Annotated in this window: 16 protein-coding genes and 1 other annotated feature; of the genes, 11 read left to right on the top strand and 5 right to left on the bottom strand. The window is 47.7% G+C overall.

Annotated features, from left to right (window positions below):
- Positions 1-277: 277 nt before the first annotated feature.
- The 9 genes from ACOZB4_RS00290 to aac(2')-IIb all read left to right on the top strand — a co-directional run bounded on the left by ACOZB4_RS00290 (position 278) and on the right by aac(2')-IIb (position 9,815).
- Positions 278-1,615, top strand: coding sequence for a helix-turn-helix domain-containing protein (locus ACOZB4_RS00290; RefSeq protein ID WP_379409313.1), 1,338 nt, complete (start codon positions 278-280; stop codon positions 1,613-1,615).
- Between the two features lie 114 nt (positions 1,616-1,729).
- Complete coding sequence (locus ACOZB4_RS00295) at positions 1,730-2,140, top strand: VOC family protein (RefSeq protein WP_098745104.1); 411 nt, start codon at positions 1,730-1,732, stop codon at positions 2,138-2,140.
- A gap of 508 nt (positions 2,141-2,648) precedes the next feature.
- Complete coding sequence (locus ACOZB4_RS00300; protein WP_379409311.1) at positions 2,649-3,884, top strand: RICIN domain-containing protein; 1,236 nt, start codon at positions 2,649-2,651, stop codon at positions 3,882-3,884.
- Between the two features lie 492 nt (positions 3,885-4,376).
- Positions 4,377-5,024: an inositol phosphorylceramide synthase gene (locus tag ACOZB4_RS00305; RefSeq protein ID WP_379409306.1), complete on the top strand. Its 648-nt coding sequence runs from the start codon at positions 4,377-4,379 to the stop codon at positions 5,022-5,024.
- Positions 5,025-5,239: 215 nt separating this feature from the next.
- On the top strand, positions 5,240-5,365 hold the full coding sequence (locus tag ACOZB4_RS00310; RefSeq protein WP_379409303.1) for a hypothetical protein: 126 nt from the start codon (positions 5,240-5,242) through the stop codon (positions 5,363-5,365).
- Entirely contained in the window at positions 5,366-5,632 is a 267-nt protein-coding gene (locus ACOZB4_RS00315) for a hypothetical protein (RefSeq protein WP_076323232.1), read from the top strand. It begins immediately after the preceding gene.
- 112 nt (positions 5,633-5,744) lie between these two features.
- Positions 5,745-6,009 (top strand) — a binding site (T-box leader).
- 194 nt (positions 6,010-6,203) lie between these two features.
- On the top strand, positions 6,204-7,289 hold the full coding sequence (gene asd / locus ACOZB4_RS00320) for an aspartate-semialdehyde dehydrogenase (RefSeq protein ID WP_379409301.1): 1,086 nt from the start codon (positions 6,204-6,206) through the stop codon (positions 7,287-7,289).
- A gap of 257 nt (positions 7,290-7,546) precedes the next feature.
- Positions 7,547-8,923 carry a Na+/H+ antiporter NhaC gene (nhaC, locus tag ACOZB4_RS00325; protein ID WP_379409298.1) on the top strand — a complete coding sequence of 459 codons (1,377 nt, stop codon included), beginning with the start codon at positions 7,547-7,549 and terminating at the stop codon, positions 8,921-8,923.
- A 169-nt stretch (positions 8,924-9,092) separates the two neighbouring features.
- The gene (aac(2')-IIb, locus tag ACOZB4_RS00330) at positions 9,093-9,815 is read left to right on the top strand and encodes a kasugamycin N-acetyltransferase AAC(2')-IIb (RefSeq protein WP_379409294.1); all 723 of its coding nucleotides are present in this window, start codon (positions 9,093-9,095) and stop codon (positions 9,813-9,815) included.
- Between the two features lie 83 nt (positions 9,816-9,898).
- Here the strand turns inward: aac(2')-IIb and ACOZB4_RS00335 are convergent, their stop codons facing one another.
- From ACOZB4_RS00335 to ACOZB4_RS00345, 3 genes are all read right to left on the bottom strand, one after another.
- Positions 9,899-10,030 (bottom strand): hypothetical protein, encoded by a 132-nt coding sequence (locus ACOZB4_RS00335; RefSeq protein WP_379409288.1) that lies wholly within the window; start codon positions 10,028-10,030, stop codon positions 9,899-9,901.
- A 166-nt stretch (positions 10,031-10,196) separates the two neighbouring features.
- Positions 10,197-11,066, bottom strand: coding sequence for a serine/threonine protein kinase (locus ACOZB4_RS00340; protein ID WP_379409286.1), 870 nt, complete (start codon positions 11,064-11,066; stop codon positions 10,197-10,199).
- 144 nt (positions 11,067-11,210) lie between these two features.
- Positions 11,211-12,083, bottom strand: a complete 873-nt coding sequence (locus ACOZB4_RS00345) for an AraC family transcriptional regulator (RefSeq protein WP_379409282.1) — start codon at positions 12,081-12,083, stop codon at positions 11,211-11,213.
- 147 nt (positions 12,084-12,230) lie between these two features.
- On the opposite strand from ACOZB4_RS00345, the gene ACOZB4_RS00350 reads away from it, so the two are divergent.
- Both ACOZB4_RS00350 and ACOZB4_RS00355 read left to right on the top strand, forming a co-directional pair.
- Positions 12,231-13,793: a HEAT repeat domain-containing protein gene (locus ACOZB4_RS00350; protein WP_379409279.1), complete on the top strand. Its 1,563-nt coding sequence runs from the start codon at positions 12,231-12,233 to the stop codon at positions 13,791-13,793.
- A gap of 205 nt (positions 13,794-13,998) precedes the next feature.
- A complete protein-coding gene (locus tag ACOZB4_RS00355) occupies positions 13,999-16,083 on the top strand; it encodes a DUF5054 domain-containing protein (protein WP_379409277.1) in 2,085 nt (694 codons plus the stop codon).
- 94 nt (positions 16,084-16,177) lie between these two features.
- On the opposite strand, the gene ACOZB4_RS00360 is transcribed toward ACOZB4_RS00355, so the two are convergent.
- Entirely contained in the window at positions 16,178-17,641 is a 1,464-nt protein-coding gene (locus tag ACOZB4_RS00360) for a 4-hydroxyphenylacetate 3-hydroxylase family protein (RefSeq protein WP_379409275.1), read from the bottom strand.
- A 197-nt stretch (positions 17,642-17,838) separates the two neighbouring features.
- Positions 17,839-18,624 (bottom strand): M15 family metallopeptidase, encoded by a 786-nt coding sequence (locus ACOZB4_RS00365; RefSeq protein ID WP_076323242.1) that lies wholly within the window; start codon positions 18,622-18,624, stop codon positions 17,839-17,841.
- Positions 18,625-18,632: the final 8 nt, after the last annotated feature.

Here is an 18,632-nt window from a genome sequence, read left to right on the forward strand (position 1 = left end):
TAAAAATGATAGTGTTGTCCCCTTATTCCGCATGCAGAAGCTAACGTGCTCGACTCGTGGGGACATTTGATCTGGATTGGACAACATGCTCGTCATTTTGATGAAAGACTGTTACATTTCTTATCCAGTAACCAAATTTACGAATAAGATTGCATTTCTGTTTTAAACAAATCATTCATCTCATTTTTTTGATAAAAAAGTACAGTTCTTGCTCCAAGGAATTTGGTATGATGACCTCATAGCCAATCCATACAGATAGGGGGCAAAAGAACTTGAAATGCAGAGCGGTGAAATCGTTCAACGCGCCATTGATTATATCGAAGATCATCTAACGGAATCGCTGTCACTCGAGGAAATTGCCGGCGTGGCGGCCATGTCATTGCCCAATTTATACCGATTGTTTCATAGCCTGACGGGACACCCCATCAAGGAGTACATACGTAAACGCAGAATCAACGAAGCCGCCATCTGCTTGCGGGATACCGACTTGCCGACAATCGATGTCGGATACCGCTGCGGATTTGAGTCCTACCAGGCATTCATTAAAACCTTCAAGAGGCTCACGGGACTGACTCCAGGACAATACCGGAGATCTCAGTTGGTTTACAGTTTCGAACGGATGAATCTGAATGAACATGTAAGCTATCTGGAAGAGCGGGACTTATCAGAACGATTTCCAGAGGTAAGGGTTATCCGTCTGAATCCTCAGCAAGGGATCGGCTATCTGTTTGTTTCCGAGTTTGAGAGTGGCATAGAAACCGTGGCGATTGATCATTTTCGCGAATTATTGTCTTCATACCGTATCGACATGAATGGCTTGAGGCTCTTCGGTTGGAACGTGGATATGGAAGGTGAAACCAAGCCATTCGGTTATCAGCTGCTCGCTGTAGACCTGATGGACCACACCGAGATGATGAAGCATCCGGAGCTATATTCCATAACGCTGGACGGCGGCCTTTATGCAGTAGCTAGATCCCCATCGGTGGCGGAAGACTGTATTCAGAACACCTGGAACCGTTTGTTCTCCGAATGGCTGCCCCGCAGTGTGTTTGAGCAAGGAAAGCATAAATTCATTGAAGAATATGCGCTGAACCGGGATCAAATCGTTCGGATGAAGCTATATCTTCCGGTGGAACGAAGTAAGCTGGTGAAGCGTATTGAAATCGTGGAGTTGTCTTCGCTTAAGGTGATGCGTTTTCGAAGAACGGGTGTAGACTGCGTCAAACAAGCGGATGAAGATTCCATTTCCTGGTTATTTCGTAATGGATTAATTGAAGATTCGCGAATTCGTGTATTCATGCACTGTGACGGTGGACTGCTGGACGAAAGCTCTTTGTACGAGGTTTATATAGCCCCTCCTGAGGAGTTTCTTGCTTCCCATGAAGAAGTCGATCTACAAGTTGAGCTGGAAGGCGGAATGTATGCCTGTCTGGAGTCAGGTGCTTATGGCACAATGACAGGTTTACTTGAAAGAGTGGATCGATGGCTCGCTATGTCAACCGAGTATAGGCCAGATCCAGCGCGCTCTTGGTTTGCGAGTTACTTACCTAAGGAAGAGGCGGACCATGGGATTATCAAAGTGAAGTGTTATGTTCCTGTTCAAATCATGTCATAGGCTTAAGAATGGAGGGAGTTGATGAGCCGATTGCCTATCGAAAAAGTGCAGCCGGAAGGGTATCGTCCGTTTACGACACCCCGCGTGTTAAAAATGATCCATGGAGGCAAAACAATGAACGAACAAATGCAGGATGGTCACAACCATGCACAGGCAAGCCCGATTAAGAACAAAGTAGGCAGCATTTTCATTCCGGTTCGGGATATCGAAAGGTCGCGCAGCTGGTACTGCCGTGTACTCGGAATAGCGGAAGATGATTGCCAGGTGATGAATGGTCATCTATGCCCTTTGCCCATGGAAGGAACGGGCGTGATCCTGGATACCATGCCGAAGTGGGGAGGAGATCAGCCGGGGGGAGCGCCGTCTATCGATACTCCTGCGTTCATGCTGCTGACAGAGGACCTGGAAGGATCATTAGCCTACATGAAAAAGCTCGGAGTGGAACTCGTGACGGAAATTGAGCATAATCATTGGTTCGTCGTGAAGGATCCCGATGGCAACAAACTCATGATATGTCGTGAATAAGTATTGACGATATCATGTTGTCTCTAATAACCTGAATCTCCCTGCGAGAGTTCAGGTTATTGTTGTTCCGTCAGACGATAATGGGGAACATAAGGGTGAACTCATCATTACGGTTGCATGTCAACAAAAACTACAAACCGATGAGCGATATTCTACGTCTATTGAGCGGAACGATTGGTGGGAATAACCAATGTGATCGAAGGAAACTCTAGCCAGCGCTTGCAGCCGGCTTTTTCTGATAGGATAGGGATGCATAGATTGTAATAAAATATAAATTGAGGTTGATAGTGGTATATCATGGTCTTATAATGGAAATGTAAGCGTATTAATTCAAGTGTTATATCCCTCGAACAACAAGTGAATCTACCATCATAGATTGGTTGTATGGCAAACAATGGTGAACAGAAAGAGAGGTGATTCGAAGCTTCAGTAGACGGTTCGCTTGAAGAACAGCTAGAGATGCACTAGTATCCATGAGGCCTTAATCCGATAATAATTAGGAGGGAACATGATGCTAAGAAAAGGAATAAGTGTAGTTATACTGTTCAGTCTTCTGGTCGTTCTATTGCCTGTCAACAAAATCAATGCGGCACCGAACTGGAATTTGGTATGGAGTGACGAGTTCAACGGAACCTCGCTCAATAGAGCCAATTGGACACCGGAAATCGGTACCGGCAGCGGCGGATGGGGAAACAATGAGCTGCAGTATTATACCGACCGGGCACAGAATGTGCAGGTTACTGGCGGTAACCTTGTCATTACAGCGCAGAAGGAATCTTATGGCGGGATGAATTACACTTCTGCCCGGATCAAAACCCAAGACTTGAAGAGCTTTACTTACGGGAAAGTGGAGGCGCGGATCAAGCTGCCTTCGGGTCAAGGCTTGTGGCCGGCGTTTTGGATGCTCGGAAGCAACATCAGTTCGGTTGGCTGGCCGAAAAGCGGAGAAATTGACATTATGGAACGGGTAAACAATAACCCTTACGTGAATGGTACCGTACACTGGGATGCAGGTGGGCATGCCGATTTTGGACGAGTGTCCGGCAATTTGGATTTCTCCCAATTCCATGTCTACAGCATAGAATGGGACTCTAAATATATTCGTTGGTTCGTGGACGGCCAGCAGTTCAATGAGTTCTATATTGAGAATGGAACTGGCAATACCGAGGAATTCCAGCGCCCGTTCTTTATATTATTGAATCTGGCAGTCGGCGGAAATTGGCCTGGAAGTCCGAACAATTCCACACCGTTCCCATCGCAGATGCTGGTGGATTATGTACGCGTCTATCAGGACACGGGTGCATCCAACGTGATCAGTGATGGGATTTACACGATCGCTTCCAAGGCGAGCGGCAAAGTGATGGATGTTGTGGATGTCTCCATGGCAAGTGGAGCCAAGATACAGCAATGGACCAACTACGTCGCCAATAATCAAAGGTTCAGAGTAGAAAGCACCGGAGACGGTTACTACAAGCTAACAGCCGTACACAGCGGAAAAGTTCTCGACGTGCCGAGTTCATCCACATCCACTGGCGTTCAGCTGCAGCAATGGGATGATAATGGATCGAATGCGCAGCGATGGAAGATCGTTGATGTGGGCGGAGGGTATTATAAACTTGTGTCCAAGGTGAGCGGACTGGCAGTCGATGTAGCCAGTTCTTCCACAGCAGATGGGGCTGTTGTCCAGCAGTGGACGGACAATGGGACGGATGCACAGAAGTGGTTGTTCACCAAAATTAACTAAACTTGAACAAGCAGCTCCGTGAGGGGCTGCTTGTTTGTGTGAGCTTAACGGAAGCATGGAATGGTTTATGCTCGGCGGGGCCAAGGAGGCAGGGAGAAGCGGGGAACGATTGAATTAGGGGAATATGCCGATTGTTAATGGGAAAATCGGTTATACGCAGTAACTTATCCAATCGAGCAGTCCAGCAATGGACTTGCTCGATTTGTCTGTATGGTTGATTTTTACTGACATGAAGATGGGGTATTGACTTGAGCCTTGCTTCACGACATGGTATATTGTGAAGTTACCGGCAAATTCGTCGTGCAAAATGAGGGGATGATCTTAAGCTAAACGCAAGTGAAGATGAGAGACCATGGTAGTTATCCGGATTAACATTCAAACCATATGATATTACGGCTGAAATCGTTGGTTAATGTCAAAAACAGGTGGCGCAACTGCGTTGTTGTTTCATATATTTAAAGAGACTGAAGAGTCGAAGAAGGGAGGAAGCCAATGAACTTAAAATGGAAGTCATATCTCCCGCTGCTATGGATCCTGGCCATTCCTGTGCTCAACATTTTTTATGGTGTCTTAAACCATGCACATACGCCAGTAAAAAGCCTAGTGACGGATCTTGACACCGTGATTCCGTTTGTACCGATATTCATTATACCTTATCTGGTATGGTACCCTTTTATCATTATCATGCTGTTTTTGTTCTGTGCCAGAGATCGCAATGTGTATTATCGAACACTGTTGACCCAGTGTATTGGACTAATTGCCTGTTACATTATCTTTTTCTTGTTCCAGACGACGGTAGAGCGACCGCCACTGGGCACAGGGGTTCTTGATTGGTTTGTAAACCTGGTGTATAGTACCGACAATCCCTACAACTGTTTCCCAAGCATCCATGTCCTGACCAGTTACTTGATGATAAAAGGGGCAGCAGCTAGTGCAGGCTTTACAAATAAAGATCGGGTTGTCGTGCATATCATTGCTTGGTCGATCATTGTTTCCACGCTATTCGTGAAACAGCATGTCCTGCTGGACGTGGTTGGTGCCATCGCATTAGTTGAGATTCTGTGGTTTGGGGTAGGAAAATTATTTTCAGCACTCCGGGCTAAGGATAGGGGAGTTATCGTCCGCGGGGGGAATACGTAGGAGCAATGAAAGTCCGGATGGAACGATAGCCGTTTAGTTTGAAGCATTATGCACGAAACCGATCGATAAGTGCCGTATTTATAGGAAAGATGCCGTCATCATATACAGTGATTATGAGATGCGGAGATCAGAAATTGGCTGAGGAAGTTGCGCATGTTTGTTTTTGATGGGTAGAAACTTAAGGAGAAGAACGGGAAGCCACTGGTGGGATTTACATGTCTATTCAAATGTCCGAAGTAATGTTCAGTCAGCTTATTTCGGACATGAAGGATAGGATGCCGCTGGATTTACATAAGGGTGAGACGTTAGAGGCAGAGTCGTTGATCGTTCACAGGCTGTAGGTGCTGCATGATTTGATGGAAGCGAAGCTGAGTGATCATCTTCATCCCCTCCGTTTTATTGCGACGAATAAGGAGCTGTTCTCCGATCTCTACACGCAGTTGTTCCAATGGAGCAACGAGTATAAAGATGATTCCATGACTGGCCGGATCCAACATGTTTTGGGCTGCGATCACCCGTTGTTGAATCAATACATATTATTAAGAACGAGAATGGAAATGACGATACACCGGGAAATGGAACTGGAAGCACTGCGACTTCAGCCATAAATTGGTTCCAACAGGTATCGATTGGAGTAACAGCTCCTGAAATCAGCCGAGTTTTCCGAAAATTTTATAAATAAGGTTTACCACCGAAATGGTTTTATATATAATAATCATAACAAATGCGATGAAGAGACGAGTAAATAAACGAATTCTTGTACAGAGAGCTCCGGCAGCTGAAAAGGGGCAAAGCGTTCTTTATTGAAAAAAGACTCAGAGCAGCACATGGAACCCTCATATAGAGGAGGATGGTGTGCCAGGAGCTCCTGTTACAGAGCTAGAGTATCTGCATTACCGTGTAATGCCGTACTCGATGAGGCGAATATGGTGACATATTGGCAAATTTGGGGTGGTACCGCGAGTATAACAATCTCGTCCCTAAGACTTATGGTCTTGGGGGTGGGATTTTTTTATATCACAAGAAAGATGAAGATTCTAGGTAGGAAGCCTGCACGAATCGCGCCGGATTGAATAGTTATCTAGATAAGCTCATTTACTGCATGCTTTTGTCCGTACGGTTGATCAGAGTCGATGTATGGGGAACATGACGCCACGATTGAAAGGATATGAGTAACGAATGTCAGAAAAACTTAAAGTCGGTATTGTTGGTGGAACGGGTATGGTGGGTCAACGTTTTATGCAATTGCTGGATGGGCATCCATGGTTTGAAGTCACTTCCATTTCAGCCAGCAGAAATTCAGCCGGCAAAACGTATGAAGAATCCGTTCAGGGCCGCTGGAAGCTTGCGACGCCAATCCCCGAGCAGGTGAAAGACATTATCGTGCAGGATGCTTCGCAAGTGGAACAGGTAGCAGCTGAGGTTGATTTTGTTTTTTGCGCGGTTGATATGAAGAAGAATGAGATACAGGCATTGGAAGAAGCTTATGCCAAAACGGGGACGCCCGTCATTTCCAATAATTCCGCTCATCGCTGGACGCCTGACGTTCCGATGGTCATCCCGGAAATTAATCCGAGTCATATAGACGTGATTGCCGCACAGCGCAAACGTCTGGGAACGACAACCGGGTTCATCGCGGTGAAGCCGAATTGCTCCATTCAGAGTTATGTACCGGCGCTTCACGCTCTGCTTGACTACAAACCCACCCAAGTTGTTGCCTCCACCTATCAGGCGATTTCCGGTGCCGGTAAGAACTTCACCGATTGGCCGGATATGCTGGACAATGTGATACCGTATATCGGCGGGGAGGAAGAGAAGAGCGAGCAGGAGCCGCTGCGCATTTGGGGCAGCGTTGTGAACGGTGAGATCGTAAAAGCCCAATCGCCATTGATTACGACGCAGTGCATTCGCGTTCCCGTAACCGATGGCCACTTAGCCACCGTGTTTGCATCGTTTGAGAACAAACCTTCGAAGGATGAAATCCTGGACCGCTGGCGGCAGTTTAAGGGAAGACCGCAAGAGCTGAATCTCCCAAGTGCGCCTAAGCAGTTCATTACGTATTTCGAAGAAGAGAATCGGCCGCAGACGAAGCTGGACCGTGATATCGAGCGCGGCATGGGCGTATCGGTAGGCAGACTGCGCGAGGATTCCCTCTACGATTACAAATTCGTAGGACTCTCACATAATACGCTGCGCGGTGCGGCAGGTGGAGCTGTTCTAATCGCCGAACTGCTGAAAGCCGAAGGTTATATTCAAGCGAAATAATAACCATACTCGTTTAAGACAAAGGCGACTGCTTGATGCAGTCGCCTTTTTTTATGCATTGTTCATGGTTCGTACATTGACGAAGTTCGTATTTATCGTATATAGTGTAAATCGCGCTTCAATGCAAAGAAGCAAAGAAGCAAAGAAGCAAAGAAGCAAAGAAGCCGAAAAGCATAAAAGCGAAAAAGCTCATCGATATAAAACAAGCGGACGGGAAGGAGTTCCCGTCACGACCATGTATAAGGAGTCTTAGCACCATGGAACGACATCTCAGTTTCTCAAAAAGCATCATTCTTATAGCGGTTATACTGGCAGTACTATTTGTCTCCATTTTTCTTCTTAAGGCAGAGCCGCATATTCCGCTCCTGGCAACGACCGTGGGTATCGCCGTCTTGCTGCGGTTGTTCGGGTTTTCTTGGAAGCAGCTCGAATCCGCGATCATTCAAGGCATTCAAACGGCGATTATGCCGATTCTCATCCTTTCGCTCATCGGCATTCTCATTGCAGTATGGATGATGAGCGGTACCGTCCCGACCATTTTATACTATGGAATGGATTATATTGAACCGCATTATTTTGCCGTGAGCGCTTTATACGTGACGATCGTGGTGTCGATGTTTACCGGAAGCTCCTTCACGACAGTCAGTACGGTTGGCGTGGCTTTCATGGGGATTGCTGTAACGACCGGGATTTCTCCGGCCTTGGCAGCAGGAGCGGTGATCTGCGGGGCTTGTTTCGGGGATAAAATGTCGCCGCTGTCCGACACAACGAACTTTGCTCCGGCGGTAGCCGGCATATCCTTGTTCACCCACATTGGCAATATGATCTACACCACGGTGCCGGCACTAATCGTGACAACGGTCTTTTTCCTGCTTGCACCAACGTCGAATACCCTGGATTTAACCTCGATAAATCAAATCAAGGCTGCTCTGAATGACGGATTCCATATTCATTGGCTAACGTTGCTATCGCCGCTTGCGGTCATTGCCTGTTCCATCAAGCGGATTCCGATCCTCCCTACACTCATTGTCGGCATTGTTACCGGACTCATCGTAACGGCCTTCGTTCAGCAGCAGTCGGCAGTCGATGTTTGGTTCAGCGTCATGCAGAGCGGCTACAAGAGCACGATAGCCAACGAAACCGTGGCTTCCATTGTCAATCGCGGCGGATTGCAATCGATGATGGGGTCCGTATCGCTGATATTGATTGCGTTATCCTTGGGAGGGCTGCTTCAGCATTGCGGCGTCATTGAAGCCTTCTTCCACAAAGTCATGCAGCCGCTGAAGCGGAAGAGCAGCATTGTCCTGATGACGGGGGCATCCTCCATTGCGGTAAATGGCATGACGGGCGAACAATATTTATCGATCCTATTGCCTGGTCAAATGTTCAAGGAGGAATATGTCCGCCGAGAAATTCCGGCGAAGACGTTGTCCCGTACATTGGAGGATTGCGGTACGCTTGTTAACCCACTGATTCCATGGGGGGTAAGCGGCGCCTTCTTCGCTGCTACGCTTGGAATTCCGGTCATTGAATATGCGCCGTACGCAACTTTCTTGTGGTTAAGCCCGCTCTTCACGTTTGCCTATGCCTTGATACCGCGATTGCAGCGGAACTCGCTTGGCAGGAAGATATAAGGATTACCCAATAAACATAGATCATGTGCTTGACCTTGCCTCCTGGATAGGGGGGCAGGGTCTTTTTGATTATAGCGATTCATACCCAACCTGTTCTTTGATTTATTTGATACGATGGATATATGCAAGCTAACATCGTAGATTCATTTCTTAAGGGAGGGATATAAGCATGAATCATTGGATAAATAAAGCGCCAACCGCTACGGCGCTGATGGAATTGCATGTTCAGGCGATGTTTACGCATGACCGGGATATGCGAATTCGCACCATCAACGAGCCTTGGCCGGGAGAGGAGCCTGCCCCCAGGTTTTTCCTGGGCCGAACGATAGACGGCTCCGCGATCTGCAGGTTTCGCCATGACGTTCCCGAAAGAATTGCCGGGCAATTGAAGGCGCTGGTTGAAGATGAGCCGATCGTAAACGAGGAAATTCAGACGAAGCCTAAACATTTTGCGGCTTATATGAATCTCCTTCATACTGAGCACTATACGAGCGGACCCTGTTATCGGATACCTGACAAAACAACGCCGGCCAAACAGACGGTATGGATCACTCGAGAAAATATGAACGAATATTCGCTCACCGGTTTTGAATGGCTGATCACGGAAATCGATTATGGCCAGCCTTGTGTAGCGCTCGTTCATGAGAACAGGCTGGTGTCGGTTTGCCGCAGCGTTCGGATTTCAAAAGGAGCACACGAAGCCGGGCTTGAGACGTTAGAGGAATTTCGCGGAAGAGGTTATGCGGCTGCCGTTGTTGCGGGATGGGCTATCGAGGTGCGTAAGGTGGGCGCGCTGCCGTTGTACAGCACGTTATGGGAAAATAACGCTTCCCGGAGAGTGGCAAGTAAATTAGCATTGTCCTATTACGGGGTTAATTTCACAATCAGATGAATGCTGGGCAGCGTAACTTTACTAAATGAATGCCATAAAGAAATCCCTCAAACAATTTGAGGGATGAAGGACCCATGATTATGTTAATGATTAGCTCGAGCTGCCTCTTCTGTTCTTATAATAGCCATGACCTTGGTTGCCATGTCTATGTCTGAAATCGGATGAGGAACCTTTACGACGCGAATAGCCATGACTGCTGCTGTATTTTCTGCCATAATTCTTTGCGGAACTGCTGTAACGCTTACGGCCCTGACTATGTGATGTAGAGTGGAGAAGCTTGTTCATGATCTTTCTTAACATGCAAAACATCCTCCTTTCTTGTTCGTAATCATTCCATATAATTTAATCGGATCGTAACATAAATGAAACCCCATAATCAAATTAAAGGCTGCCCTTCTTATCCGAGGGGTGGCTTCTTGCATTAGCGAGCGACTGCAGCTCGTGCATGAACTCCAAGGAACTTAAGTAAGGTTCACTCAATTGCAGCAAGCGTTTGATCATATTCTGCAATTCAATCGAGAGATGCAGTTCTTCCTGCCAGCTTCGCTCCACGGCTGCGCTCCGGTTGTTTTCCGGTTCGTAGGTGGAATAGAGCATGAACAACATAAAGTGACCAATGTCCCGAAGATCCTCGCTTTCCTTCGAATCCTTAAATTGAACAGAGGAAGCCGAGCTGTCTCGCTTGAACTTTTTCCGTACAGGTACTTGGAGCGGAGGGGGTTCACCGATCCTTCTCGCTAGTCCAAAATCAATAAGATTGATCCTGCCATCCTTAAAGAGGACGTTAGGAATCCGCAGATCAAGATGAACATAGCCTTGCTCATGTATGTATCGGACTAGCTTCAGAAGCTGCAGCGTGATTTCGATGCATTCGTCTTCTTCGTATTTCATATCTTGTTCAAATATCAAATCTTCAAGCGTATCACCGTTTATATAAGACATGACCAAATAACAATTGCGGTTGTTCGAGAAGAAATCCCGGTATGCCGGAATTTGTGGATGCTGAAGGGATCTTAATACTGCTGCCTCTCGATTCAGCAATTGTCTGGCATAATGGCCTTTGCTGGGTCTTGACTGTTTGACCGCCACCACACTTCCGCTTTGTTGATCCAAGCATTGGTACAGGATGCCGTAACTTCCTTCCCCGATCATCTGTTGAATGGTATAACGATTCCCCAGCACCGTATTTTCTTCAGCCGGGTAATCCCGCCAAGCGCTTATAAAGGAGCTAAGGTATGAGAAAAAACGCATATCGATTCCAAATCTCTCCTTTGGGTTGGTCCCTCTATATTGTTAGAGCAAGTGCGATCCCTTGTTGTCGTACATTATAAGCTTTTTGATAGGATTATACGAATAGAGGGTATATTTGATCGGATTAGGGTGAACCTCAGCTAGTCAATCGACATCCACTCGATCTTTCCTATAATCTATCGGCGATAAGCCGTTAAGTTGCCGGAACAGCTTCGAAAAATAATGGATGGAAGAGAAACCGTGCTTCTCGGCGATCTCCGTGATGCTGATGTTCGTATTGCGCAGATCCTCCTTGGCCCGATTGATGCGGAAGTGGTTAATGTATTGGGTCGGCGGCAAGCCCGTCGATCTTCTGAACAATTCGAAAAAATAACCTCTGCTGATCCGAAGTTCCTCGTAATACGACTCCAATGGACGCAGCTTGCCGTGCAGGATATCCTGATCCAGTCGCTCCAGTAATTTGTTCATTCTATGATCAGGAATGGCCTTATCTTGTAATGCGAATGCAAGAAAATACTCGATGAATTGCAGGAAATGGCTTTGTGTCCTTACGCTGCGCATGTAGGTATGCTCATTCTCGAACTGGTTCCCGGTGTAGAATTTTTCAAACAGGTCGCTCCATACGTTGATCTTCTCAACTTTCATGAGCTCAGGTATGGCATAGGGAAAAGAAGGGCCTACATAGGAAGGAATCAGCTGGGCAATGTCATAACAGATCACGCTGGGATGATCGGCCAAAGCCCGGCGGTCCACATAGGACCAGTCGAAATAACAGCAGACATGTACCATGGGATCCTGGCTGTCCGCTATCCAATCATGCGGCTGCCCAGCCGGTATATATACAAGGGAACCCGGGTCGGTATGATATGTGCGGCCTTTGGTGCGAATGATGCCTCTACCCTCGGTAATTAGATAAAGCGATGACGAATAGCAGTGCCGGTTGTTATTGCTTTGACCTTTGGAAAAGGGATACCGTGTCGCATAAAACACATAGGGATGGAAGACGGCAAAATCCACGTATTTATATCCACATCCTTATAAGATAAGATTCTATAGATATTCGCATGACGATTGTACAAAAGCCTGACGTTTATGTAAATACAGCGATCGTCACCATTGCTATACTAACACTGAATTCATTTCATGCATGAGGAGGGAATTGAGATGTTGGATTGTAAATGTCTATTGACGGATGAACAAATAATTCAATTTATTACGAAGGGGTATGTGGTGCTTCACAACGAATTGCCGGATCAGCTTCATGACGCCGTCAGGGATAAAATTAATGTTGTATTGCACGAGGAAGGAAATCCCGGCAATAACATCCTGCCCCGCGTGCCCGAGATCCAGCAGTTCTTCGAAACGCCGGTCGTTAAAGGGGCTTTGACGAGTGTTCTCGGACCGGATTACTATATGCACCCGCATCGGCATTGCCATTATAATCAGCCGGGCGATCCGCTGCCGGGAGGCGGGCAGTGGCACAAAGACGGTTACTGGTCCAGCATGCGCAGCCACCGGCCCTGGTGGGCGATGATTTTTTATTACATGCAGGATATCACCGAGGAAATGGGACCGACCGCCATCATGCCCGGTACCGCATATTACGAAAAGTTTGTAGGCGATCAAGGCGAGACGCTGCTGCCGACCGGCAAAGCGGGAACAATGGTCCTGGTTCATTTTGATTTATGGCACAAAGCTTCGTTGAACGTGTCTGACATGGATCGATACATGTTAAAGTTTCAATTCGTTCGATTGCGTGCGCCGGAATCGCCGAGCTGGAATCATCAAGAGAAAGAGATGAGCTTTACGGGCGGAACACCTTACGTGCATTTGAATCTATGGAGAGATATATGGAACTGGATGCGCGGCGAACCGGGTCAGGGGATGCACTCTGTAACGGGAGACAAAGCCCAAATAGAGCAATTGGCCGAAGATCTAAAGTCCGAGGACGAGACCGTTCGCGCAAGGGCCGCGGATCAAGCTGGATTGTTAGGAGAAAAGGCCGCTTCGTTGGCTCCTGAACTAGGCCGAATGTTGAATGATAGGGAACCGGTAGCTTTGAATGTAAGTTATGCGCTTGGCCGAATAGGCTCCGCAGGGATCAATGAATTGATATGCCGCATGTCCGAAGGAACAACGCAAATCGCGCAGAGAGCGGCTTACGGACTGCAAGGCGCTGGCGCTGGAGCCGTTCCAGGACTGCTTGCACTGCTGGAGCACCCAAACGAGAAGCGCAGGGCGCTTGCTGTTTTCGTACTTGGCATGATCGTCCCGTCGTCGAATAAGGCGGTGTCTGCATTGAAAGCGTGCTTGCAGGATCCGAGCGATTGGGTTCGTCGAAATGCAGTCGAAGCGCTGGGTATAATGGGGAGGGAGGCAGGCGATGTGTGTCAGGCCTTGGCAAACGTATTGGAGCAGTCGCTTCTGCAAGAGGAAGAAAGAGAAGCCGCGGGTCTCGATGATACCGACATCAGCCAGCAGAGCTATATCCTAAATAAAACGGGATATACTGCTGCCCTGTCGCTGCTTCGCACCGCCAAAGCCACGGATGTTCCCATCGTGATCCATTCGCTTGAGCAAGCGCTGCACAGCAAGGACCGTTATGTAAGGGCGTATGCCTTCGAAACGCTTACCCATCTGCGGACCCCGGAGGCGACGGATGTCCTGATTCGATATTATCGACCGGCCAGATGGTGTCCGGACACAACGAAGGCGAGCACTTTCTGATATCCGCATGCGGTCCGAAGACCTCTTATTCCTGATGGGAACGAGGGGTCTTTTTATATGTCTAGAATTCGATGTGATTTACGAGCAGGTGTCCTTTTTTTGCAAAAGCATGACCCTTTCATGCAAAGACTTGTGCGATCTGCTCTAGTAAAATGAGGCTCAAAGTTCGGCATTAGCCGTTTATTGTTGAAAGGAGCAGTCATGCATGGCAACATCAATCAAAAGAGTTCATGTCGTATTCAAGACCCATCTGGACATCGGGTTTACCGATATCGGAAAGAACGTAATCGAGCGTTATATGGAGCATTTTATACCCCGGGCTTTGGAATTGTCCGAGCAGCTGGCTAACGAAGAGGGGAACGTAAAATTCGTATGGACGACCGGCTCATGGTTAATTCATGAGTTTTTGGGAGCCGCTGCTCCTGACATGCGGGCGCGTATGGAAAAGGCCATTGCGGAGGGACGGATCGTTTGGCATGGGCTGCCGTTTACGACGCACACGGAAATCATGGATGCCCGGCTATTCGAATTTGGAATGTCCATTTCGGGCGACTTGGACCAAAAGTATGGAAAAACCACGATTGCCGCTAAAATGACGGATGTTCCGGGTCATACCCTTGCAATGGTCCCCTTACTGGTTAAACACGGCATTCAATATTTGCATTTGGGCGTTAATATGGTGTCCAAAAATCCCAAGGTGCCGGAGATGTTTGTATGGCGTGCTTCCGACGGTTCGGAGATCATCGTTCATTATGCAGATAGTTACGGCAAACCGTTTCAAATGGAAGGGCTGGAGGACGCTTTGTATTTTGCCCATACGCATGATAACCATGGTCCATCCACGATGGAGGAGATTCGTGTTTTATTTGAACAGTTGGAGCGGGATTATCCAGGGGCGGAAATCATGGCCTCGACACTTGATGCATTTGCCCGGCGGCTTCAAACCGTAAAGGACCGATTGCCTGTCGTGAGCGAAGAAATCGGGGATTCGTGGATACACGGTATTGCCTCAGATCCTTGGAAAATCGCCCGTTACCGTGAATTGCTAAGGCTTCGGGATCGCTGGATCGAATCCGGTCAATTGGACAAGGACGGTGATGCGTACGCTCGATTTTGCAATCGCCTGATGTTGATCCCCGAGCATACCTGGGGGCTGAACAATTCCGTCTATCTCGTCGATTTCGTTAATTATTCCACTGGCGATCTAGCCGCTGCAAGAGCGCGGGATGTCGTTGAAGACAATCAACTGAGGAAATTCGATTACCTATGCCAGCAGGCGAATGGTACTCGGTCGTACAGCCATTACGAGAGCTCTTGGCAAGAACAGCGGGATTATCTTGAGGAGGCCGTTCAATCGCTGCCGAAGGGGTTGGCAGCTGAAGCGCGAATAGAGCTGGATCGGATGAGTCGGCATCAAACCGTCCCAGACTCGGAGCCGATGCAGTGCAAGCAGCCGATCGATATGAACGAGCTTTATGAATTAGGGCAGTTTCAGGTAAGCTTCGCTGCCGACGGCTCGATAAACCGATTGATGGATCGATCCGGGAAGGAATGGGCGGATGAACATCAGAGACTTGGCACTTATAGGTATGAAACCTTCAGCAAAGAAAACTATGATCGCTTCTTTAAAGAATACGTGACCAATCTGGATATTCATCACGGCTGGGCGGACAACGACTTCGGCAAGCCGGGAATCGAATATGTCAAACCGCGGCCGGAACATCGGCGGTATACGGCATCCATGCGGACGATACACCTGAAGAGGTGCGCCGATTATGATATGATAACAGTGGAAATGAAGCTGCCGGAGATTCTCAGTAAGCAGTATGGGGCTCCGCGCCGATTGAACGTAATCTATACCTTTCTTGCGAATGAGCCCGTCATAGAGGTAAGTCTAAGCTGGAAGGGCAAACCAGCCTGTCGTCTTCCGGAAGCAAGCTGGTTCTCGTTTGCGCCCCTTGTGGATAATCCCAACGCATGGATGATGGATAAGCTGGGACAGCGTATATCTCCGTTATTCGTTGTGAAGGACGGTAACCGGAACATGCATGGTGTCGATTCCGGCCTATATTATGAGGGGGCGGACGGAACAGTGGTCATTGAAACCTTGGACGCGCCGCTAGTGTGCCCGGGGGAACCGCGTTTGCTGCAGTTCGACAACTCCTATGCTTCATTGACCGGTGGATTCCATTTCAATCTGCACAATAATGTGTGGGGTACGAACTTTATGATGTGGTTCGAAGACGATATGAAATATCGGTTCAGATTGAGACTGCATTCTCATTCATGAGTTCATTGTGCCCATCATGAAAAACAAAACGGAAAGGTGTGAGTTTATTAACTCGCATCTTTTTTTATATATGCACGATCATCCGCCGGTCAAGTTATGAAGAGGTATTGTTTTTATTAATAAAATCGTGAATCCTGTTACGAAGCTGCTCATGCTGCTCAAAATGGTTATACATCCGATAGGCTGCCGTCTGCGCATTTCCGAAGAAGAAACGTTCAAACTGGGTTTGCCGGCCACCGAACGAGCTTGCACCAAGCTCCCATGCAAGCCTGAACAATGCGATACGATCCCAAGCTTCCGTTGTGGATCCTTTTAAATATTGATTAAGGTAAGGGCCTGATTCCGAATGAAAATCCAGTTCAGAAGGGATCATAATCAGGCTGCTGGAGCCCAGTAACTGTATCATCTCGACCATCTCGGGATAGAATTTGGGGAAGAGCATGCTGGATGCGAGAAGAGGCCTGGCGGCAGGAACGAGATATCCGAATTTATCCTGGCTGGCGCCCTGCTCGGAAGCCAATCTTAATGCTTTGAACGTCTCGAGAAATGCAATCATTTTTGAAACATTCGAGACCATATGGGGCTCGAGTCCAACGTTCTGTTCATCTGCCAAGGATTCCAGCAAGCCGAGCATGAATTCGGTTTTAACGATGAAACGGGTGACCATTTGGTGGGCGATATGCGTATGAAAGTGACTCTCGCCGAATAAACGCCCGGCGTAAGTCTCGTCCCCATAGTAAAAGAACCGGTCATGGGGGACAAGCACGCGGTCGAAGACGACAAGTGTATCCATTTCTTCGTATCTTGCGCTGAGGGGATAATCATAGGAAGAAGTGGCACCGTAGCTTTCACGGCATATAAAAGTCATGCCCGGTAAATCGTTGGGAACCGCAAATGCAAACGCAGAAGGATTCACATCCTGGGACATCATTGGCGAAGGTGTCGGGAATACCAGCATTTCTTCGCAAGTAGCTCCTTGTGTTGCCATCAGGAATGCCCCGCTTATGATCATTCCATCATCGTTAATCTCTACGACTTTAGCCGCGACAGTGTCTTCAGCAGCATCTTGCTGACCGGACATTTTACATGCATAGGGCTGGATGAAGGCGTGAGATAATGTAATATCATGATCACGACAGTACTTATAATAGTTCCTGAGATTTTCCGCATATCTCGGATGATGCTCTTCCAGAATATCGGCAGCGGTATATAAGGACATGATCGCAGTGTTCATATAATCGGGAGAACGCCCTAAAAAGCCATGATGCTTGTTCGCCCATAATTCCATCATCATTCTGCGTTTATGCAAATCCTCCGCGTTCTTGGGCGGGAGAAAAGACAAGCCTACCCGTTCTCCCGTATCGGGCGAGGGGTAAGTCATCTGTTCGATATAACTTTCTTCACATTGCATATCGTAAAGATCGGCTTGGGTTTGAATAAGACCTCGGAATGCGGGATGCTCGGATAAAGGTCCCTGGATAGGCTCTCCTTTATACCAAATGTTAATATTCCGTCGGTCAATCCGTTCGATATACTGCTTTCCCGATTTAATAGGCACGTTGTTCACCCCATTTTCGATAAATCGTATGCTTTCAAACCTGTCTACTGGTGTTAATGTACGTGCTTAGTGCATACGGAGTACTTTGTCCGTCGGAAAAGGGATAAAATATGCGAATGTACATCAAAAGCTTGAGCCAGGAAGAGACAGCAGGCAAAAAAAACGGACCCGTTATGGTCCGTTTCTTGAAATTTCGATTATTGGGATTGGCCCAGATACTGCTCAAGCGTGAGGTTTTGTCTCGTGATTTCTCCCGCAATATAGACACCAACGTAACGAACATGCCAAGGCTCATAAGAATAGCCGGTTAATTTCTCCTTGCCTTTTCCGTAACGAATGATAAATCCGTATTTCGGTGCATTGGCTTTCAGCCATTTGCCTTCCTTGGTATTTCCGAAGCTTTGCTCCAACGCATATCCTACGGAAGCACTGGATATATCCATGCTCAGTCCGGTCTGATGTTCGCTTTGTCCCGGACGCGCGCTTGTTTTGTTAGCGACGGCCTCGCCCTTATTACGGGCGTTGCGTTCGAATATAGCTTTTTGAGTAGCATAGGACCGGTAGCCCGATACGGCTTTGAGATCGATCCCGTCTTTCTTGGCTGCCGCAAACAATTTTTCCAGCGCAGATGCCGCTACTTTTTTCATCTGTTTTTTGGGACTTGGTCCCGAGAAGCTGAACGGAATATGGGGTACAACCAAGTCTTGCGGAACATAACTCGATGGTAGATTTCTTTGCTTGTTGACAAGTACAACGGTGCTTGATAGATTGGTGACCGAATTTAAACCGCGAACCGTTTTTAAAGTTCGGTTAGGAGCGTTGTTTTCCAAAAACTTCGTAAATGATAAGCTGGAAGAAGCTGCGGCGGCAGCTTCCGCCTTGCCAATGCCGGTGCTGCTTAGAAAACTGGATAAGGCTAGGCTTGTGACAACGGAACCGATGATGACCGTAGGTATGATGGATTTGACGATTTTTTTGTGCATGTGTGAAG

The organism is Paenibacillus sp. NPDC058898 (genome assembly GCF_049316025.1).
In the GTDB taxonomy this organism is placed as follows: Bacteria; Bacillota; Bacilli; order Paenibacillales; family Paenibacillaceae; genus Paenibacillus_AQ.